At 70.2% G+C, this 18,738-nt stretch carries 17 protein-coding genes; 9 read left to right on the top strand and 8 right to left on the bottom strand.

Annotated features, from left to right (window positions below; genetic code table 11):
- The first annotated feature begins 28 nt into the window (after positions 1–28).
- The 7 genes from cysC to JIX55_RS38450 all read left to right on the top strand — a co-directional run bounded on the left by cysC (position 29) and on the right by JIX55_RS38450 (position 6,749).
- Complete coding sequence (gene cysC, locus JIX55_RS38480; protein WP_257569618.1) at positions 29–613, top strand: adenylyl-sulfate kinase; 585 nt, start codon at positions 29–31, stop codon at positions 611–613.
- Complete coding sequence (cysD, locus tag JIX55_RS38475; RefSeq protein ID WP_257567840.1) at positions 610–1,548, top strand: sulfate adenylyltransferase subunit CysD; 939 nt, start codon at positions 610–612, stop codon at positions 1,546–1,548. The genes cysC and cysD overlap by 4 nt, the downstream gene beginning before the upstream one ends.
- Before the next feature lie 2 nt (positions 1,549–1,550).
- Positions 1,551–2,879 (top strand): sulfate adenylyltransferase subunit 1, encoded by a 1,329-nt coding sequence (locus JIX55_RS38470; RefSeq protein WP_257567839.1) that lies wholly within the window; start codon positions 1,551–1,553, stop codon positions 2,877–2,879.
- A 219-nt stretch (positions 2,880–3,098) separates the two neighbouring features.
- On the top strand, positions 3,099–4,205 hold the full coding sequence (locus tag JIX55_RS38465) for an aliphatic sulfonate ABC transporter substrate-binding protein (protein ID WP_257567838.1): 1,107 nt from the start codon (positions 3,099–3,101) through the stop codon (positions 4,203–4,205).
- A gap of 36 nt (positions 4,206–4,241) precedes the next feature.
- Entirely contained in the window at positions 4,242–5,030 is a 789-nt protein-coding gene (locus JIX55_RS38460) for an ABC transporter ATP-binding protein (RefSeq protein ID WP_257567837.1), read from the top strand.
- Positions 5,017–5,928: an ABC transporter permease gene (locus JIX55_RS38455; RefSeq protein WP_257567836.1), complete on the top strand. Its 912-nt coding sequence runs from the start codon at positions 5,017–5,019 to the stop codon at positions 5,926–5,928. The genes JIX55_RS38460 and JIX55_RS38455 overlap by 14 nt, the downstream gene beginning before the upstream one ends.
- A 71-nt stretch (positions 5,929–5,999) precedes the next feature.
- Positions 6,000–6,749: a sirohydrochlorin chelatase gene (locus tag JIX55_RS38450; RefSeq protein ID WP_257567834.1), complete on the top strand. Its 750-nt coding sequence runs from the start codon at positions 6,000–6,002 to the stop codon at positions 6,747–6,749.
- A gap of 71 nt (positions 6,750–6,820) precedes the next feature.
- Here the strand turns inward: JIX55_RS38450 and JIX55_RS38445 are convergent, their stop codons facing one another.
- Genes JIX55_RS38445 through JIX55_RS38435 form a run of 3 tightly spaced genes read right to left on the bottom strand, consistent with a single transcriptional unit; the run spans position 6,821 to position 9,052 of the window.
- On the bottom strand, positions 6,821–7,432 hold the full coding sequence (locus JIX55_RS38445) for a TIGR03086 family metal-binding protein (protein ID WP_257567832.1): 612 nt from the start codon (positions 7,430–7,432) through the stop codon (positions 6,821–6,823).
- A gap of 25 nt (positions 7,433–7,457) precedes the next feature.
- Positions 7,458–8,480 carry a ketopantoate reductase family protein gene (locus JIX55_RS38440; RefSeq protein ID WP_257567831.1) on the bottom strand — a complete coding sequence of 341 codons (1,023 nt, stop codon included), beginning with the start codon at positions 8,478–8,480 and terminating at the stop codon, positions 7,458–7,460.
- Positions 8,481–8,503: 23 nt separating this feature from the next.
- Positions 8,504–9,052, bottom strand: a complete 549-nt coding sequence (locus JIX55_RS38435) for a DUF1697 domain-containing protein (RefSeq protein ID WP_257567830.1) — start codon at positions 9,050–9,052, stop codon at positions 8,504–8,506.
- A 235-nt stretch (positions 9,053–9,287) separates the two neighbouring features.
- Between JIX55_RS38435 and JIX55_RS38430 the strand changes: the two genes are divergently transcribed.
- Positions 9,288–11,552 carry an MMPL family transporter gene (locus JIX55_RS38430; protein WP_257567829.1) on the top strand — a complete coding sequence of 755 codons (2,265 nt, stop codon included), beginning with the start codon at positions 9,288–9,290 and terminating at the stop codon, positions 11,550–11,552.
- 90 nt (positions 11,553–11,642) lie between these two features.
- Here JIX55_RS38430 and JIX55_RS38425 read toward each other — a convergent pair whose 3' ends face one another.
- Together JIX55_RS38425 and mgt are read right to left on the bottom strand one after the other, a co-directional pair.
- The gene (locus JIX55_RS38425) at positions 11,643–12,587 is read right to left on the bottom strand and encodes a CDP-alcohol phosphatidyltransferase family protein (RefSeq protein ID WP_257567828.1); all 945 of its coding nucleotides are present in this window, start codon (positions 12,585–12,587) and stop codon (positions 11,643–11,645) included.
- 233 nt (positions 12,588–12,820) lie between these two features.
- On the bottom strand, positions 12,821–14,014 hold the full coding sequence (gene mgt, locus JIX55_RS38420; RefSeq protein ID WP_257567827.1) for a macrolide-inactivating glycosyltransferase: 1,194 nt from the start codon (positions 14,012–14,014) through the stop codon (positions 12,821–12,823).
- 179 nt (positions 14,015–14,193) lie between these two features.
- Here mgt and JIX55_RS38415 point away from each other — a divergent pair, with 179 nt between their 5' ends.
- On the top strand, positions 14,194–15,456 hold the full coding sequence (locus JIX55_RS38415) for a hypothetical protein (protein WP_257567826.1): 1,263 nt from the start codon (positions 14,194–14,196) through the stop codon (positions 15,454–15,456).
- Between the two features lie 77 nt (positions 15,457–15,533).
- Here the strand turns inward: JIX55_RS38415 and JIX55_RS38410 are convergent, their stop codons facing one another.
- The 3 genes from JIX55_RS38410 to JIX55_RS38400 are packed head-to-tail and all read right to left on the bottom strand — an operon-like array spanning position 15,534 to position 18,594.
- Positions 15,534–16,817 carry an ABC transporter substrate-binding protein gene (locus JIX55_RS38410; RefSeq protein WP_257567825.1) on the bottom strand — a complete coding sequence of 428 codons (1,284 nt, stop codon included), beginning with the start codon at positions 16,815–16,817 and terminating at the stop codon, positions 15,534–15,536.
- Entirely contained in the window at positions 16,817–17,650 is an 834-nt protein-coding gene (locus JIX55_RS38405) for a carbohydrate ABC transporter permease (protein ID WP_257567824.1), read from the bottom strand. Before JIX55_RS38405 ends, JIX55_RS38410 begins: the two co-directional genes overlap by 1 nt.
- On the bottom strand, positions 17,647–18,594 hold the full coding sequence (locus JIX55_RS38400) for a carbohydrate ABC transporter permease (protein ID WP_257567823.1): 948 nt from the start codon (positions 18,592–18,594) through the stop codon (positions 17,647–17,649). The genes JIX55_RS38405 and JIX55_RS38400 overlap by 4 nt, the downstream gene beginning before the upstream one ends.
- Between the last annotated feature and the right edge of the window lie 144 nt (positions 18,595–18,738).

The raw sequence follows: 18,738 nt of genomic DNA, 5'->3' as shown, positions 1-18,738 counted from the left end.
TGTCGAGACCGCCGAGAACACCGTCCCCGTGACGGCCCACGTTCCTGTGACGAACCAGGAGAACCAAGTGACGACCGGAGCCACCGGAGCCACCGTCTGGCTCACTGGTCTGCCGAGCGCCGGCAAGACCACCATCGCCTACGAGCTCGCGGGCCGGCTGCGCGAGGACGGCCACCTCGTGGAGGTCCTCGACGGCGACGAGATCCGCGAGTTCCTCACTGCGGACCTCGGCTTCAGCCGCGCCGACCGGCACACCAACGTGCAGCGCATCGGCTTCCTCGCCGACATGCTCGCCCGTAACGGCGTCAAGGCCCTGGTGCCGGTCATCGCTCCGTACGCCGACAGCCGCGAGGCGGTGCGCAAGCGCCACGACGCGAGCGGCGCCGCGTACATCGAGGTGCATGTGGCCACGCCGGTCGAGGTGTGCTCCGTACGCGATGTGAAGGGCCTGTACGCCAAGCAGGCGGCCGGTGAGATCTCCGGGCTGACCGGTGTCGACGACCCGTACGAGGCGCCCGAGACTCCGGACCTGCGCATCGAGTCGCAGGACCAGACGGTCCAGGAGTCCGCGGCGCTTGTCCACAAGCTGCTCACCGAGAGGGGTCTGGCATGACGACGACCGTCGCGGCCGTCTCCGAGGAGACCGGCACCCCGTACACCCTGTCCCACCTGGACGCGCTGGAGTCCGAGGCCGTCCACATCTTCCGCGAGGTGGCGGGTGAGTTCGAGCGGCCGGTGATCCTCTTCTCCGGCGGCAAGGACTCCATCGTCATGCTGCACCTGGCGCTGAAGGCCTTCGCCCCGGCGGCGGTCCCCTTCACGCTGCTGCACGTGGACACCGGGCACAACTTCCCGGAAGTACTGGAGTACCGCGACCGCACGGTGGCCGAGCACGGACTGCGGCTGCACGTGGCCTCCGTGCAGGACTACATCGACCGCGGGGTCCTCAAGGAGCGGCCCGACGGCACCCGCAACCCCCTCCAGACCGTGCCGCTCACCGAGAAGATCCAGGCGGAGAAGTTCGACGCCGTCTTCGGTGGCGGTCGCCGCGACGAGGAGAAGGCGCGCGCCAAGGAGCGGGTGTTCTCGCTGCGGGACGAGTTCTCGCAGTGGGATCCGCGCCGCCAGCGGCCCGAGCTGTGGAACCTGTACAACGGCCGCCACGCTCCCGGCGAGCACGTCCGCGTGTTCCCGCTCTCCAACTGGACCGAGCTGGACGTCTGGCAGTACATCGCCCGCGAGGGCATCGAACTGCCGGAGATCTACTTCGCGCACGAGCGTGAGGTGTTCCAGCGGGCCGGCATGTGGCTGACCGCCGGCGAGTGGGGCGGCCCCAAGGACGGCGAGACCGTCGAGAAGCGCCTCGTCCGCTACCGGACCGTGGGTGACATGTCCTGCACGGGCGCCGTCGACTCCGACGCGACCACGCTGCAGGCCGTGATCACCGAGATCGCCGCCTCCCGGCTCACCGAGCGGGGCGCGACCCGTGCCGACGACAAGATGTCCGAGGCCGCGATGGAAGACCGTAAGCGCGAGGGGTACTTCTAAGCATGAGCACGACCACGGAACTCACCGAGACGACCCTGCTGCGGTTCGCCACCGCCGGTTCGGTCGACGACGGCAAGTCCACCCTCGTCGGGCGGCTGCTGCACGACTCCAAGTCGGTCCTCACCGACCAGCTGGAAGCCGTGGAGCGCGCCTCGGCGAGCCGTGGCCAGGAGGGCCCCGACCTCGCGCTGCTGACCGACGGTCTGCGGGCCGAGCGGGAGCAGGGCATCACCATCGACGTGGCGTACCGCTACTTCGCCACGGCGAAGCGCCGGTTCATCCTCGCCGACACCCCCGGCCATGTGCAGTACACCCGCAACATGGTGACGGGTGCCTCCACCGCCGAGCTGACGGTGATCCTGGTCGACGCCCGCAACGGCGTCGTCGAGCAGACCCGCCGGCACGCCGCGATCGCCGCGCTGCTGCGCGTCCCGCACGTGGTCCTCGCGGTCAACAAGATGGACCTCGTCGGGTACGAGGAGCAGGTCTTCGCGGGAATCGCCGAGGAGTTCACGGCGTACGCGTCCGAGCTGGGCGTCCCGGAGATCACCTCCATCCCGATCTCGGCGCTCGCCGGTGACAACGTGGTGGAGCCGTCGGCCAACATGGACTGGTACGGCGGACCGACCTTCCTGGAGCACCTGGAGTCCGTCCCGGTCGCCCACGACCTGGCGCACTGCCACGCCCGCCTCCCCGTGCAGTACGTGATCCGTCCGCAGACCGCCGAGCACCCGGACTACCGGGGGTACGCGGGCCAGATCGCGGCGGGCACGTTCCGCGTCGGCGACTCGGTGACGGTGCTGCCGTCCGGCCGTGCGACCAAGGTCACGGGCATCGATCTGCTCGGCGAGCCGGTCGAGGTCGCCTACACCCCGCAGTCGGTGACCCTCCTTCTGGAGGACGACATCGACATCTCGCGCGGCGACCTTCTCGTGCCCAGCAAGGACGCGCCCCCGACCACGCAGGACATCGAGGCGACGGTCTGCCATGTGGCCGACCAGCCGCTGACCGTGGGCCACCGCGTGCTGCTCAAGCACGGCACCCGCACGGTCAAGGCGATCGTCAAGGACATCCCCTCCCGCCTCACGCTCGCCGACCTGTCCCTGCACCCGCACCCGGGACAGCTCGTCGCGAACGACATCGGCCGGGTCAAGATCCGCACCGCCGAGGCACTGCCGGTCGACTCGTACGCCGACTCCCGCCGCACCGGTTCGTTCATCCTGATCGACCCGGCGGACGGCACGACGCTGACCGCCGGCATGGTCGGGGAGTCGTTCGCCTCCCCGGAGCCCGTCAAGGACGAGGCCGAGGACGACGGGTGGGACTTCTGACATGAACTCCCAGGACTTCTACGCGACGTTCGCGAAGGAGGGCGGCCGTGTGGGCAGCGGCGCCCTCGGCAGCGGGCAGGGCGGAGTGGCGCGATGTGTGCGATGACGTACGCGCACCGCTCGCGCGCCCTCACCCCCCACCGCCGTAGACGAAAACCCGACCTCCCGGCCACGACCTGAGAGACCGTGACCGCCGGGCCTCCGAGAGGAACACCTCCCGTGCCTGCACCCCGCTCCGCCGCATTCCGGCGCACTTTCGCGGCCCTCGCCACGCTTCCCCTTCTCACTCTCGCCGCCTGCGGCTACGGCTCCGAGGCCGAGGACGACTCCGCACAGGTCGCCGCCGGGGCCGAGAAGATCGACGGTCTCGACTCCGTCAGCATCGGCTACTTCGGCAACCTCACCCACGCCACCGCCCTGGTCGGTCACCAGAAGGGCTTCTTCCAGAAGGAGCTCGGCGGTACCGAGGCCAAGTACTCGATCTTCAACGCCGGTCCCTCCGAGATCGAGGCCCTCAACGGGGGCTCCATCGACATCGGCTGGATCGGCCCCTCCCCGGCGATCAACGGTTACACCCAGGCGAACGGCACCAACCTCCGCATCATCGGCGGTTCGGCGTCCGGCGGTGTGAAGCTCGTCGTCAACCCGCACAAGATCAAGTCCCTGAAGGACGTCAAGGGCAAGAAGATCGCCACCCCGCAGCTCGGCAACACGCAGGACGTGGCGTTCCTCAACTGGATCGCGGACCAGGGCTGGAAGGTCGACGCGCAGAGCGGCAAGGGCGATGTCTCCGTCGTCCGCACGGAGAACTCGGTCGCCCCGGACGCCTACAAGTCCGGTGCCATCGACGGTGCCTGGGTGCCGGAGCCGACCGCGTCGAAACTGGTCGCCGAGGGCGCGAAGGTGCTCCTGGACGAGGCGGACCTGTGGCCGGACAAGAAGTTCGTGATCACGAACATCATCGTGCGGCAGGAGTTCCTGACGAAGCACCCGGACGTCGTGGAGGCCGTGCTGCGCGCCTCGGTGAAGACCACCGCGTGGATCGACGCCAACCCGGACGAGGCCAAGGCCGCGGCGAACGCCCGCCTCAAGGACGAGACCGGCAAGGAACTGCCCGCCGCTGTGCTCGACCCGGCGTGGGAGTCCATCCAGTTCACCGACGACCCGCTGGCGTCCACCCTCAACACCGAGGCGGAGCACGCGGTCAAGGCCGGTCTGCTCGATCAGCCGAAGCTGGACGGCATCTACGACCTGACGCTGCTGAACAAGGTCCTCAAGACCGCGGGTGAGCCCGAGGTCGACGACGCCGGTCTCGGCGTCAAGTAACCGCACAGTCCGATGAGTTCCCAGGAGGTGACGACCATGGCCACCGCACTCGCCAAGGCCGCCGACGGCGTCCAGGCTGTCGAGCACGCCGCCCGTATCGAGCACGTGTCGAAGTCCTTCGCCGGACCCGCCGGGCAGCAGCTCGTCCTCGACGACATCACCCTCGATGTCGCCCCGGGCGAGTTCGTCACCCTCCTGGGGGCCTCGGGCTGCGGCAAGTCGACGCTGCTCAACCTGGTCGCCGGGCTCGACGAGCCCAGCGCGGGCAGCATCTCGACCGACGGGCGTCCGGCCCTGATGTTCCAGGAGCACGCACTTTTCCCGTGGCTGACCGCGGGCAAGAACATCGAACTCGCCCTGAAGCTCAGGGGGGTTCCGAAGAACGACCGGCGTGAGCGGACCGAGGAGTTGCTCGGTCTGGTCCGGCTCAAGGGCGCGTACGGCAAGCGGGTGCACGAGCTGTCCGGCGGTATGCGCCAGCGCGTCGCCCTGGCCCGCGCGCTGGCCCAGGAGAGCAAGCTGCTGCTGATGGACGAGCCGTTCGCCGCGCTCGACGCCATCACCCGCGATGTGCTGCACGACGAGCTGACCCGCATCTGGAACGAGACGAAGCTGTCGGTGCTGTTCGTGACGCACAACGTGCGCGAGGCGGTACGGCTCGCCGAGCGCGTCGTGCTGCTGTCCTCGCGCCCGGGCCGGGTGGCCCGCGAGTGGACGGTGGGCATTCCGCAGCCGCGTCGCATCGAGGACACCGCCGTGGCGGAGCTCTCCGTCGAGATCACCGAAGAACTGCGTAGGGAGATCCGCCGCCATGGCCAGCACTGAGACCAAGGGCGACGCCGGCCCCGGCAAGAACGTCAAGGATTCGGACGACCTCGCCGGCCTGGAGGCGGGCCTCGACGCGCTGGACTCGGTGCAGACCGGTCGGCCGCCGCTGCGCCAGGTCTTCCTCCAGAAGGTCCTGCCGCCGGTCATCGCGGTCGCGCTGACGCTCGCGGTGTGGCAGCTCCTCGTCTGGGCGGAGGTCGCCCCCGCCTACAAGCTGCCCGCGCCGTCCTCGGTGTGGAACGAGGTGCGGGACGCCTGGCTGCAGGGCACCCTCCTCGAATACATCTGGACCAGCGTCTCCCGCGGTCTGCTCGGCTTCCTGCTGGCGCTGCTGATCGGCACCCCGCTCGGGCTGCTGGTGGCCCGGGTCCGGCTCGTCCGCGCGGCGCTCGGCCCGATCCTCTCCGGTCTGCAGTCGCTGCCGTCCGTGGCGTGGGTGCCGCCCGCGGTGGTCTGGCTGGGCCTGGAACCGTCGGTGATGTACACGGTGATCCTGCTCGGCGCGGTCCCGTCGATCGCCAACGGCCTGGTCTCCGGCATCGACCAGGTGCCACCGCTGTTCCTGCGGGCCGGCCGCACGCTCGGCGCGACCGGGCTGAAGGGCACCTGGCACATCGTGATGCCGGCGGCGCTGCCCGGCTATGTGGCCGGCCTGAAGCAGGGCTGGGCGTTCTCGTGGCGCTCGCTGATGGCCGCCGAGATCATCGCGAAGGCGCCGGACATGGGCATGGGCCTCGGCCAGCTGCTGGAGGCGGGCCGTACCAACAGCAGCATGTCCCAGGTCTTCCTCGCCATCTTCCTCATCCTGATCGTCGGCATCGCCATCGACCTGCTGATCTTCAGCCCGCTGGAGCGGTGGGTGCTCCGCAGCCGCGGCCTCCTCGTGAGCCGCTGACAGCCCCCTGACAGAAGCGAAGAAGCAAGAAGCAAGAAGCACTGAAAGAAGAGCCGAGAGAGCCGAACTCCATGCGCAGTCCCGTCCTACTCGTCATCGCCCACGGCAGCCGCGACCCGCGGCACGCCGCGACCGTCCACGCCCTCGTACGGCGTGTGCGGGCGATGCGCCCCGGGCTGCGCGTGGAGACCGGCTTCCTGGACTTCAACATCCCTACCGTGCAAGGGGCGCTGAAGTCGCTGTCCGATGAAGGCGTACGGGACGTGGTGGCGCTCCCCCTGCTCCTGACCCGCGCCTTCCACGCCAAAGCGGACATCCCGGCGGTCCTGCGGGAGGCCCCACGACGCCTGCGCGTCCGCCAGGCGGAGGTCCTCGGCCCCTCGCCCCTGCTGCTGTCGGCCCTCGAACGCCGGCTGTACGAGGCGGGGTCGATCCCCGCCGACAAGTCCTCGACCGGGGTCGTCCTGGCCTCGGCGGGGTCCACCGACCCGGAGGCGATCGCGGTGATCGCCGACATCGCGCGGGAGTGGTGGCACACCGGTTGGTGCGCCGTGCGACCCGCGTTCGCCTCCGCATCCCTCCCCCGCACCGAGGACGCCGTACGGGAGCTGCGGGCCCTCGGCTGCGAACGCGTCGCCGTCGCGCCGTACGTCCTCGCCCCCGGTTTCCTGCCGGACCGCATCGCGCGGGGAGCGGCGGAGGCGGATGTCCTCGGCGAGGTGCTGGGGGCGGCGCCGGAGGTGGCGCGGCTGCTGCTGCGCAGGTACGACGAGGCGTCCACGAAGGCACTGCTGCCGACGAGGGTGGGCGCGAGCGCCTGAGCGCGCCGGTGTTCCGCGGGTCGCGCGGTTCCCCGCGCCCCCTCGGGGCGCGGCTGCTCCACAACCCTCTTTTACTGGGCGCCCGACTTCGGGTCGCGACCGCTCGCCGCCAGTGCCCGGTCGAACACGGGTGCGTCGGCCGGTACGGACACGGGGTCGGCGAAGCCGTCGTACTGGCGGTAGAGGTCGCCGTGGGTTTCCACGACGGTGAGGATGAACCGGGCGGCCGGGTCCGAGAGGTGGAAGGGCCGGCCGGTGGCGGTGGCGACGTCCCAGCCGTGGACGGCCATCTCCTTGATGATCATGCCGGCGAGGTCGGTGGCCGGCAGAGGGCCCATACCGAGATCGATCTCGCCCTCCCAGAGCGCCGGATCGGCCCAGGCCGCGACCGCGCGGTCCAGTTGGGCGGCGTACGCGTCGGCCCAGTCCGGGTCGGTGGTGAAGTCGCGCCTGGTCAGTTCCTCGGGGAGCGGTTTGCGCAGGGCGCGGTGTTCGAGGCCGTGGGAGGTGTAGAGGACCCAGTGGTTGACCAGGGCGCGGACGTCCCAGTCGGGGCAGTGGGTGGGCAGGGGAAGCTGTTCCGCCGTGACACCCTTGGCGACACGGGCCGCCTCCGCGGCGCATTCGATCATGTGCGGGTGTGCGTCGTGGGGCTTGGTCTGGTTGCTGTCGTGGTTCGTCATGCGTCTCACGCTAGGGACGGCTCGCTCAGTCCTCTTGAACAAACGCGACAGCGTCGTCCGCCATGCGCGTCAGCCTCGGCAGCGGCAGCGAACCGGCCTCCCTGCGCTCGCGGGCGAACCTGTTCGCGAGCCGTTGCAGCAGGTCGTTGAGCGGGGTCGGTACGCCGTGGAGGCGGCCCAGCAGGGCGATCTCGCCGTTGAGGTGGTCGGCCTCGATGGTGCCGGTGCCGCGGGTGAGGGACTGCCAGGAGGAGCCGCCGCCACGCGGGACGCCGCCCAGCGGGACCAGGGTGATCTTGTCGCCGCGGGTCGCCCTCTGTTCCTCGGCACTCGCGTACGCGATCCCGGCGGCGTCGAGCACCCGTTCGCCCTCCGCCCGCACCCTGCCGTACAGCGCCCTGGCCTCTTCGCTGTCGAGCGGGCCGCCGACGGCTTCGAGGGCGTTGGCCAGGTTGCCCAGCAGTTTGGCGTACTGCCAGCGCTGTACGTCCGGGACGACCGGGGCCTCGAAGTAGGACTTCGCCAGGTCGGCGGCGATGCGATGGGCCGTCTCGTCGGTGCCGTGGGGGTAGCGGCCGAGGTGGAGCATGCCGGTGAGCGGGGTGCCGGCGGCCGACACGACGCCGGGTTCGACGAACGTGGAAGGCAGCCAGACGCAGACGCCGTACACCCGGCGGAAGCGGCGGAGAGCGAGGCGCTGGCTCTCGACGCCGTTCTGGGCGCAGACCAGGGGGAGGCGCTCCGCCGCGGTGCCGCCGCCGGTCACCGGGGCGGGGGCCCAGACGGCGAGGGCCGCTTCGGTGTCCTGGGTCTTCACGGTCAGGAGGAGTACGTCGTCGGGGCGGAGGTCGCCGAGGGCGGCGGGGCCGTCGACCGTGGGCAGGTGGTGGGTGTGGGCGCCGTCGGGGGTGATGAGGCGGAGGCCGCGGTCGCGCAGAGCCGTGTAGTGGGCGCCGCGGGCTACCAGGATCACCTCGTGGCCGGCCTGGGCCAGGCGGCCGCCGATGGCTCCGCCCACCGCGCCCGCGCCGATGACGATGTATCGCATGGGGACATTAAACGCCGCGCCCCTCACGGGGCCTGGGTCAGCTCCGCCAGTTTCACCACCGTGTTCCAGTTGCGGGTCGTCGCCACCAGGCCCTTCAGGAGGCGGGGCTTCGACAAGGTCTCCGCCAGCTTGGAGCGGCCCAGTCCCTCGGGGGCGTAGAGGTAGAGGGCCCGGTCGCCGAGTCTGAACTCCTCGGGAAGGAAGGCCGGTTGGTCGATCCCCTCGAAGCGGGTCGCTTCCACGGTCTCCGAGAAGTACGTGACGTGGAGTTGCTTGCCCTCCAGTTCCGCCGCCGGGAACGGGCAGGCCTCCCGTACGGACTCCAGGTACGCGTGGTCGCGGACCAGGACGTCGACGCGGAAGCCGAAGTGCTTCTCGATGGCGGTCGTGATCTCGGCGGCGAGGGAGTCCTCGTCACCGTGGTCGCTGGTGAAGACCGCGTTGCCGCTCTGGAGATAGGTGGCCACGCCGGTGTGGCCGAGGCCGGTCAGGAGGGTGCGGAGGTCGGCCATCGGGACCTTCTTGCTGCCGCCCACATTGATCCCGCGCAGAAGCGCCGCGTACGTCGTCATGGGCTCACGATAGGCGCGACGAGACGGGCTCACCCTGAGATGCGGCCCCGAGAAGCCGCGACAGGTGTAGGGGGTCACTGTCCTCCCTGGTGGTGAGGCGGCGGGGTCCGAGCGGAGGACTCGTAGGCGTCGGGGCTCACCGGGCAGCACGACGATATGGGTTTATGCGGCTCATACCTTCGAAGCGAAAGGTGGCGGCAGGGGGTCGCCATCGCTCTCGAGGGGGCTGGCCGTCATGGGGAACGAAGACGTACGGGTGCGGGGAATCGCCGCCCGTGCCGGCGGCTGGAGCGCCCGGCACCGATGGGCGGCCGTCGGCATCTGGGTGCTGTTCGTCGTGCTGACGATGGGGGTCGGCTCGGCAGTGGGCCAGGTCGACGTCAAGGGCAGCGACGGGCTCAAGGGCGAGACCAGCACGGCCGCCCACATCGTCGAGGACGCGGGGATCGAGGAGCCGGCCGGGGAGACCGTGCTCATCCAGGCGAAGGGCGACGGGGTCAAGGCGACGGACGCCGCGTTCCGGGCCGCCGTCGCCGACGTCATGAAGGCCGTCGAGGACACCGGCCGGGTCACGGACGTCACCTCTCCGTACGACACCGACACCATTTCCAAGGACGGCCGCAGCGCGCTCGTGCAGTTCGACATGCGCGGGGAGGCGGAGACGGCGGGTGAACGCGTCGAGCCCGTGCTGAAGGCCGTCGAGGGCGTCCAGGGCGACCACGATCAGCTGCGGATCGAGGAGATCGGCGGCGCCAGCATGAACAAGACGTTCGACGACGCCTTCGGGGACGACTTCCAGCAGGCCGAGTACTCCGCCGTACCCGTGGCCCTCGGCATTCTGCTGATCGCGTTCGGCGCGGTGGTCGCGGCGCTGCTGCCGGTGGCGCTGGCGCTCACCGCGATCGTGGCGACGATGGGGCTGATGGCCATCGTCAGCCACTGGATGCCGATGGGTGAGACCGCCAGCTCGGTGATGCTGCTGGTGGGTCTGGCCGTCGGGGTCGACTACTGCCTCTTCTATCTGCGGCGCGAGCGTGAGGAGCGGGCCGCCGGGCGGGACGCGCGGACGGCGCTGCGGGTGGCGGCCGCGACCAGTGGGCGGGCGATCATCGTCTCCGGTGTGACCGTGTGCGTGGCGATGGCGGGCATGCTGTTCACCGGGCTCGCCGACTTCCAGGCGATGGGTCTGGCCTCGCTGATGGTCGTCGCGGTCGCGATGGTGGGGTCCGTGACGGTGCTGCCCGCGCTGTTGTCGCTGCTCGGCGAGCGGGTCGAGAAGGGCCGCATCCCGTTTCTGCACCCGGACAAGCGGCGGAGGAACGGCCGCTCGGGCGACGGGACTTCGGAGGGCAGCCGCCTGTGGACCGCTGTCCTGCGTGTCGTCCTCGCCAAGCCGGGCCTCTCCCTGGTGGTCGCGACCGGGGCGCTCCTGGCGATCGCGGCGCCCGCGCTGGGCATGAAGACGCAGAACCTCACCCTGGACCAGGAGTTCGGCGACTCGCTGCCGATCGTGCAGACGTACAACCGGGTCAACGAGGCCTTCCCGGGCGGTTCCGAGCCGGCCGAGGTGGTCGTGAAGGCCGACGACATCAACTCCTCCGACGTGAAGGCCGCGCTCGCCGACTTCCGTGAGCGGGCGATCAGTTCGGGGGCCTCACGCGGCCCGGTCGAGATCAAGGTGCACGACGCGCAGAACCTCGCCTTCGTCTACGTACCGCTGGTGGGCGGCTCCGACCTGGACAGGGCCGGGGAGAGCCTGGACAAGCTGCGGGACGATGTACGGCCCGCCACACTGGGCAAGGTCGACGGCGTGGAGGCCCCCATCTCGGGCGGAGTCGCGGCATCGAGGGACTTCAACGACCAGCTGGCCGGAGCCGTTGTCCCGGTCTTCGCCTTCGTCGTGGTCTTCGCCTTCCTGCTGATGCTGCTGTCATTCCGCTCGCTGACGATCGCGGCCACGTCGATCGCGCTGAACCTGCTGTCGGTGGGCGCGGCGTACGGTGTCCTCGTCGGTGTCTTCCAGCACGGCTGGGGTGCCTCGCTGGTGGGCGCGGAGGGTGTCGGCGCCATCATCACCTGGCTGCCGCTGTTCCTCTTCGTGATCCTGTTCGGGCTGTCGATGGACTACCACGTGTTCGTGGTCTCGCGGATCCGTGAGGCACGGCTGCGGGGCCGTACGACGAGGGACGCGATCCAGCACGGCGTGGTCACCACGGCCGGGGTCGTGACCAGCGCCGCCGCCATCATGGTCGCCGTCTTCGCGATCTTCGGGACGCTGTCCATGCAGTCCATGAAGCAGATGGGCGTGGGCCTCGCGGCCGCCATCCTCATCGACGCGACCATCATCCGGGGTGTGCTCCTCCCGGCGGCGATGGCCCTGCTCGGCGAGCGCAACTGGTACCTGCCGAAGTGGCTGAACCGCCTGCCGGACCTCACCCACGACGAGTCGCCGGAGCCGGCGCCGGTGAAGGCCCGGGAGGACGAGAGGGTACGGGTCTGATCGGTTCCTGAGGACCGGTGGGGGCCGGGGTGGAGACACCACCCCGGCCCGCACCCGCGTTCCGGGCCGTCCGCGTCCGCGTCCGCGAGGTCAGGCCGCCTGGGCCACGTCGCCGCGGTCGAACGAGTCGAGGGTGCGTGCGAAGTCGCGGGTGGACAGCAGCAGTTTGTAGATGATGGCCAGTTCGAAGACGAGCAGCAGGGCGCCGGAGACGATGGTCGCGGCCATCACCGAGTCGATGATCGGGCCGACCATGAAGACACCCATCTGGAACTCGATGCCGCTGATCAGGTGGGGGCGGACGCGGTGGCGCAGCAGGAAGGACCGGGCGCGGAGGTAGGCGGGGAAGCGGCGGCGGAACTCCTGGTGCAGGTCGACGACCTGGGTCTGCGGCGCGGTCTCGGTGACCTCGGCGGCGGCCGTGCGCAAGTCCTGTTCGATGTCGGCCTCGGGGTTCTCGCGCAGCAGGTCCTCCATGAAGGCGAGTTCGCGCTCGTTCTCGGCGCGGCGGGCCTCGCGGAGCCTGGCCTTGATCTGTTTGCGCATGGTGTGGCGGACCTTGAAGGTCTCCAGGGAGTTGATGTAGCGGAGCGCGTCGCAGCCGATGACGGCGGCGGCGAGCCAGATGTAGAAGGTCTCGCCCGTGCGGTGGTACTGACCGGCCATCAGCGCCACCGAGCAGGCCGCCACCCGGATCCGGTCGAAGACGAAGTCGAGCCAGGCGCCGAACACGGAGCCCTGGCCGGTGAGCCGGGCGACCTTGCCGTCCATGCAGTCGAGGATGAAGCTCAGGTGGTAGACGACGGCGCCGGCGATCAACCAGCGCCAGTCGCCCAGCGCGAAGAAGGCGGCCGAGACGAGGCCCAGCAGAAAGGCGCCCCAGGTCAGCTGGTTGGGCGTGATCCTCGTGTACTTCGCGGTCAACCGCACCAGCGGGGTGGCGACCGGGTCGACGAGCAGCACGGTCCACCAGGCATCACGCTTCTTCTGCGTGACGCGGCGCACTTCTGCGAGGTCGGGTATGTCTCGGCGCATCGGCAACTTCCTGGCGTTCGAAGTGAGTTCACATCCAGCTTGTGATCCGTTCACCCGAGGTACAAGAAGCGCCGAACACAACCTTTCGGAGGGGGTAACGGTCGAACCCGGCAACAGAGTCAGTGGGCTTTCCCCGCAGGTCGAGCGTTATCCGAGCGTTACCCAATGACCTTACCGTTATCCAAAATGCGCCAGGACTTCACGGTAGGCGTACAACCTTCCCCCTTGCCCCGCTATTTCCCGCTTGCCAGCTCCGCCTCGATGAGATCGGCGGCCCGCCGGGTGCCGCTCTCCCCCGCCATCCCCCGCTGTATCTCCTTGAGCCGGCGCGCCACTTCGGGGTCGTCGACGAGGGCGAGGACCGCCTCGCGCAGGGTCCCGGCCGTCGCCTCCGCCATGGGTACGTGGCGGGCGACGCCGAGCGACTGGAGCATGTCGGCGTTGCCGAACTGGTCGACGGCCTGCGGTACGGCGACCATGGGCGTGGCGGTGGCGAGCCCTTCCTGACTGCCGCCGGCGCCCGCGTGGGTGATGAACGCGTCGGCCTGCTGGAGGATCGCCAACTGCGGCACCCAGTCCCGCACCTCCACATTGGGCGGGATCTCACCCAGCTCCGCCGGATCGACGTGCCTGCCGACCTGGAGCACCATGTGCCAGCCGGGCAGGTCGCCGAAGGCCTTGAGGCACTCGCGGTAGAAGTCGGGCTGCTTGGTGAAGGACGACCCGAGCGAGATGAGCAGCACCTTCTCCGCGCCCGCCGGACGCGTCCAGTCGCCCTGCGCCGAGCGGTCGCCCTGACAGGCGCCGACGAAGGTGTAGCGGCTCTCGTCCACCCGGTCGGCGTTGGGTTGGAGCGCCTTCGGGATGAGGACGATCGAACGGGCGGGGCGACCGCCGAAGGAGTCGGGGTCCGTGTCCATCCCGTTCTCGTCCAGCCAGGCCTGGAAACGGGCGTAGTACGCCTGGCCGCGTTCCGTCTTCTTCGGCTCGGCCCACATGGGTTCGGCGACCTCTTCCTCGTAGCCGGTCCAGGCGACCAGGTTCGGGGAGAGCGAGATCGCCTTCACGCCCCAGCGACGGGCGAGGACGGGTGCCGGGTACGCGGTGATGTCGTGCAGCACGAGGTCGGGCTCGTCACCCTCGTACGCCTCGATCAGCTGCGGCAGGGCCTGCATCGCGTCGCCCAGGAAGAGCTCCACGTGGTCCAGCAGCTCGCTCCCCCAGGCCTCGGGGCCGGCGTCCGAGCCGGGAAGTGTCGAGTGCCAGAGCTTCGGCTCGGCACCGGTCTGCGCCACCTTCTCCGCGAAGGCCGGCGGAATCGCGTACGTGACCCGGTGACCGCGGGCCACCAGTTCCCGGATCACTTCGAGGCTCGGGTTCACGTGGCCGTGGGCGGCGATGGAGAACATGGCGATGTGGGAGGTCATGACCCGACCGTACGCGAGACGAGACGTCTCGTGCAACTTATTTACGACCCCCCGGATCGCACCTCCCGACTGCCCCACCCCGGGGCGGCCCCCCGGACTCGATTCCTGTGCACGGCCCCGGGCGCCCCCGAATGCCGTATAAACGTTCGAGCACAGTAGGGGTGGCGGACAGGGGGACGATGAGCGGGGACGTGGATCAGGACGCGGTGCTGCGGGCGCGGAACGTGCTGCTGGGGTCCGGCAGACCGACGCCGCGGGACGAGGTCGAGGCGTGCCGGGTGCTTGCCCGGGTGAGTCCGGCGAGCTATCTGCCCCGGCTGTCGCGGGCGCTGATCGGGCTCGGCCACGGCGACGCGTTCGACGAACTGCCGGAGGCGCGGCTGGCGTTGTTCGAGGAGGCGGCACAGGCCGCGTACGCGCTGGACGGATCCGATCCGATGCGTACGGAGGTACTGCTCAGGGCTCTGGACGCCCTCCAGCGCCAGGTGTTCGTGCTCGGTCGGCGTGCTGAGGGACTGGCGCTGCGCGAGGAGATGGCGGAACTCTCCCGTGGCGCGCTGGAAGACGGTCCCGGCGGTCCGGCGTGGTCGGCGCTCGCACTGTGGGCGCGGGCCCTGGCCGAGGAGGGCCGGCACCGCGAGGCGGCCGAGTTGCACGAGGAGATCGTCCGGCACGCCCGTCCGTACGGACCGCGGGGTGGGGGCGCCGCCTGGGCCGTCCTCGAATGGATGGCCGAGGCGGAGGCGGCCGGGTTCCGGGAGACGGCCACGGAGGCGGCCCGGGAACTGGTCGAGATGGAGCGGAGCGATCTCGCCGACCGGGGAATCTCCCGGACGCTGCTGCTCTTCGCCCTGCTCCGGCTCGCGGAACTGCTCGACGGATACGGGGAGTCCGAGGCCGCCTCCGCCGCGTTCGACGAGATCGGGGATCTGCTCGCCGGGCTCGCCGCGAGCGGTGACGGATCCGCCGGCGCCTATCTGTACCCGTACTGGGCGGTCCTGTTCGGGCTGTCCGGCCACGACCGGGAACTGCCGACGCCCGGTCGTCCCGCCCCGGCCCTCGGGGCGGAGATCGGGGAGTCGACGCCCGATGTCCGGGGACGTTACTTCGCCGAACTGCCCGCGCTGCGCGCCGCCGTGGACGCGCCGGCCACGGACGCGGAACTCGCCGAACGAGTCGTGGCGCACCGCCGGTTGACGGTCCGGTCCGCACTGCACGCCGTGCACCGGCGTGGCTATCTCTTCCTGGAGCCCGTGCTGCCGCTCTTCGAGGAGGGCGTGACACTGGCCCGCAGGCTGCACGCCCTGGATCCGGAGGCCGGCATCGCACCGCTCACCCGGGCGCTGTTCGACCGGGCGAGCGCGCTGGCAGCCGGCCAGCGGTTCGCCGAGGCACACACCGACTTCCAGGAAGCCCTGGGCCTGCGGGCCACTCTCCTCTGAGCCGAGGGCTTCGGGCCGCTCAGCGCTGAGCCGAGGGCTTCGGGCCGCTCAGCGCTGAGCCGAGGGCTTCGGGCCGCTCAGCGCTGATAGCGGGCCAGCACCAGGTTGCCGTCCTTCTCCAGCCGTTCGCCCAGCTCGGCGAGGTCGATCGCGCCGCTGTAGTACTCCTGGAAGGCGGGGGTCGCGACCTTGTCCTTCCATTCCGGGTAGCCGCGCACGGACTGGGCGGGGGCGGAGCGGAGGTGTGCGGCGAGGGCGGTGCCGGTGGCCCAGTCGTACTCGGTCGTGCGCAGGGCCGGGTCCTTCAGGGCCTCGGTGCCGGTGGGAAGCATCCAGTCGCCGAGGGCCAGGCGAACCATGTTCTCGGGGCGGAGGAGGAAGTCGATGAACTCGGCGGCCTCCTTCTTGTGCGGGCTGTCCTCGGCGACGGAGAGAGTCTGCGGGCTGACACCCTGGGTGAGGCCGTCGGCACCGGCCGGGGCGGGCAGCACCTGCCAGTCGAAGCCCTCGGGTGCCTGCTGGACGATCTGCTGGCGGTACGAGAAGCCGAGCGGGACCATCGCGTACCTGCCGCCGAAGAAGCCGGGCAGGGTGTCGGAGCCGCCCATGCCGAGCGTGGTGCTCGACGCGCTCTCGTCGGTGTTCACCTCGTCGTGCACGGTCTTCGGTACGACCGCGTCGGCCGCTTCGAAGCGGACCTCGACCTTGCCGTCCTCGTCCCGGTGGAACAGCTGCCCGCCCGTCGACAGCGACAGATTGAGCGTGGCCGACACCGGTTCCTTCAACGGCCAGGCGACGCCGTACTTCCCGTCGCCGCTCAGCTCCTCGGCGACTTCCCGGAACTCCTCCCACGTCCACGGGTCCTCGGGCGTCGGAATGCGCACGCCGGACTCGCGGAGCCACTTGGCGTTGGCGATCAGGACCCGTGGCTCCTGGAGGAACGGCACCCCGTAGATCCCGTCCCCGAAGGTCGTCGTCTCCCAACTGTGCCGCGGGATGTCCGCCTTGAGCCGCTCGGGCAGCAGCTCGCGCAGATCGGCGAGGTAGCCGCCGTACGCGAAGTCCGCGAGGTCGTCGGAGGCGTCGTGGATGATGTCCGGCGCCTCACCGCCCTCGAAGGAGGTGAGCAGCTGGTCGTGGACGCTGTCCCAAGACCCCTGTACGTACTCGACCTCGACGTCGGGATGGGTCGCGTTCCACTCCTTCACCAGTTCCCTGTTGGCCGCGACGGACTCCTCCTGCCAGGCCAGGGACTGGAAGCGGAGGGTGATGCGGCCGTCGGCGGAACCGCCGCCGTCGCCGGTGCAGCCGCTGACCAGGAGGCACAGCAGCAGGATGGTGACCAGCCGTCGTGTGCGCATCAGCTCTTCACCGCCCCGGCGAGCATGCCGCCCGTGATCCGTTTCTGGATGACCGCGAAGACGACCAGGGAGGGCAGCGTCGCGAGGAACGCGGCGGCGGCCAGCGGACCGAGGTCGGCCACGCCCTCCGCGCCGATGAAGTGGGTGAGGACGACGGGCAGGGTCTGTTTCTCCGGGGACTTGAGCAGCACGAGCGCGAAGAAGAACTCGTTCCACGCGGTGATGAACGCGAACAGCGCCGTCGCCACGATGCCCGGCGCCAGCAGCGGCGCCGTCACCGACACCAGTGTCCGCAGCTTTCCGGCCCCGTCGACCGCCGCCGCCTCCTCCAGTTCGGCGGGCACGGCGCGGACGTAGCCCACGAGCATCCACAGCGCGAACGGCAGCGCCCACACCACGTACACCATGACCAGTCCGGGCACGGAGTTGATCAGCCGGAGGTTCTTCAGCACCAGGAACAGCGGGATGATCACCAGCACGAACGGGAACGCCTGGCTGACCACGACCCACCCGGTCGCCATCCGCGACAGCGTCGTACGGTGCCGGGCCATGACATACGCCATGGGGGTCGCGATCAGTACGGCGACGACGGCCGCGCCGAGTGCCGCGACCAGCGAGTTGAGCGCGGCGTCCAGCAGGGGCTGTTCGTCGAAGGCCTGCCGGAAGTTGGCGAGGGTCGGGTCCTCGGGGATCCAGGTCGGGTGGAGACTGCCCAGCTCGCGGGCCGGTTTGAAGGCGGTGGAGAGCAGCCAGAGGAAGGGGAACGCGAGGAAGACGAGATACGCGAGGAGTGCCACGTACTGGCCCGTCCGTGCCGCTCTGCCGGTCCTCACGCGTCACCGCCCCGCCGCAGCCTGCCGACCAGATGGAGGGCGAGGACGACCGAGATCACCGCGACCATCACACATCCCATCGCCGCCGCGTACCCGAACTGCCCGTAGCGGAAAGCCTCCTCGTAGGCGAAGAGCATCGGCAGGCGGGTGCGGCCGCCGGGTCCGCCGTTGGTCAGGACGTAGACCAGGGCGAAGGAGTTGAAGTTCCAGATCAGGTTGAGCGCCGAGATGGCGAGGGCGACGGGTCTGATGGCGGGCCAGGTGACCGTGCGAAAGCGTCGCCAGGCCCCCGCGCCGTCCATCGCGGCGGCCTCGTGCAGTTCGCGCGGGGTGTTCTGCAGGCCGGCGAGCAGGGCGACGGTGGTCTGGGGCATGCCCGCCCAGACGCCGACCACTATGACGGCGGGCAGGGCGGTGGCCAGTCCGCTCAGCCAGTCGCGGCCGTCGCCGAGGCCCAGGTCGCGGAGGGTCTCGTTGAGGATGCCCGCGTCGGGGTTGTAGACGAGCCGCCACATGATGCCGACGACCACCTCGGGCATGGCCCACGGGATGATCGCCAGCGCCCGCGCCAGCCAGCGCAGTCGTAATCGCTGGTTGAGAAGCAGGGCGAGGCCGAGCGCGAGCAGGAACTGCGGCACGGTCACGCCGACCGCCCACAGCAGGCCGATCCTGAACGAGTCCCAGAACAGCGTGTCGTGCAGCAGATCCTGGAAGTTGAGCGTGCCGATCCACTGGGTGGGCTCGGTCCGGCCGGACTGCGCGTCGGTGAAGGCCAGGGCGATCCCGTACAGCAACGGTCCGACGCTCAGCACCAGGATCGGGATCAGCGCGGGCAGCACCAGGAACCAGGCGCCGTGGTCGAGAAGGCGCCGCTCCTTGTCGCCCGCCGAGGTGCGCCGCTTGGCCGGTCGCGGGCGCTTCGGCGTCGCGGTCGCCAATGTCATGCAGCCGGCTCCTTCGCATGTGCCTGGGCGGACTGAGCGTTCGATGCGCTCGGGCGACTTGTGACGGTGTGGCCTCCCACGCGGCCTCCCACGCGGCCTCCGTCATGGTGCTGACGGCATGAAGGGTCGTCAAGGCACCGCGCA

This window comes from Streptomyces sp. DSM 40750 (genome assembly GCF_024612035.1).
Taxonomy (GTDB): Bacteria; Actinomycetota; Actinomycetes; order Streptomycetales; family Streptomycetaceae; genus Streptomyces.
Note: the sequence above shows the minus strand (reverse complement) of the source record. Positions and strands in the feature narration are given on the sequence as shown.

Excerpts from the sequence above, each read along its gene's own strand:
- JIX55_RS38470 (WP_257567839.1), top strand. The coding sequence starts at position 1,551 with ATGAGCACGACCACGGAACTCACCGAGACGACCCTGCTGCGGTTCGCC.
- JIX55_RS38450 (WP_257567834.1), top strand. The coding sequence starts at position 6,000 with ATGCGCAGTCCCGTCCTACTCGTCATCGCCCACGGCAGCCGCGACCCG.
- JIX55_RS38425 (WP_257567828.1), bottom strand. The coding sequence starts at position 12,587 with ATGCGCCGAGACATACCCGACCTCGCAGAAGTGCGCCGCGTCACGCAG.
- JIX55_RS38410 (WP_257567825.1), bottom strand. The coding sequence starts at position 16,817 with ATGCGCACACGACGGCTGGTCACCATCCTGCTGCTGTGCCTCCTGGTC.
- JIX55_RS38415 (WP_257567826.1), top strand. The coding sequence starts at position 14,194 with ATGAGCGGGGACGTGGATCAGGACGCGGTGCTGCGGGCGCGGAACGTG.
- JIX55_RS38460 (WP_257567837.1), top strand. The coding sequence starts at position 4,242 with ATGGCCACCGCACTCGCCAAGGCCGCCGACGGCGTCCAGGCTGTCGAG.
- JIX55_RS38440 (WP_257567831.1), bottom strand. The coding sequence starts at position 8,480 with ATGCGATACATCGTCATCGGCGCGGGCGCGGTGGGCGGAGCCATCGGC.
- mgt (WP_257567827.1), bottom strand. The coding sequence starts at position 14,014 with ATGACCTCCCACATCGCCATGTTCTCCATCGCCGCCCACGGCCACGTG.
- JIX55_RS38400 (WP_257567823.1), bottom strand. The coding sequence starts at position 18,594 with ATGACATTGGCGACCGCGACGCCGAAGCGCCCGCGACCGGCCAAGCGG.
- JIX55_RS38445 (WP_257567832.1), bottom strand. The coding sequence starts at position 7,432 with ATGACGAACCACGACAGCAACCAGACCAAGCCCCACGACGCACACCCG.
- JIX55_RS38430 (WP_257567829.1), top strand. The coding sequence starts at position 9,288 with ATGGGGAACGAAGACGTACGGGTGCGGGGAATCGCCGCCCGTGCCGGC.
- JIX55_RS38435 (WP_257567830.1), bottom strand. The coding sequence starts at position 9,052 with ATGACGACGTACGCGGCGCTTCTGCGCGGGATCAATGTGGGCGGCAGC.
- cysD (WP_257567840.1), top strand. The coding sequence starts at position 610 with ATGACGACGACCGTCGCGGCCGTCTCCGAGGAGACCGGCACCCCGTAC.
- JIX55_RS38455 (WP_257567836.1), top strand. The coding sequence starts at position 5,017 with ATGGCCAGCACTGAGACCAAGGGCGACGCCGGCCCCGGCAAGAACGTC.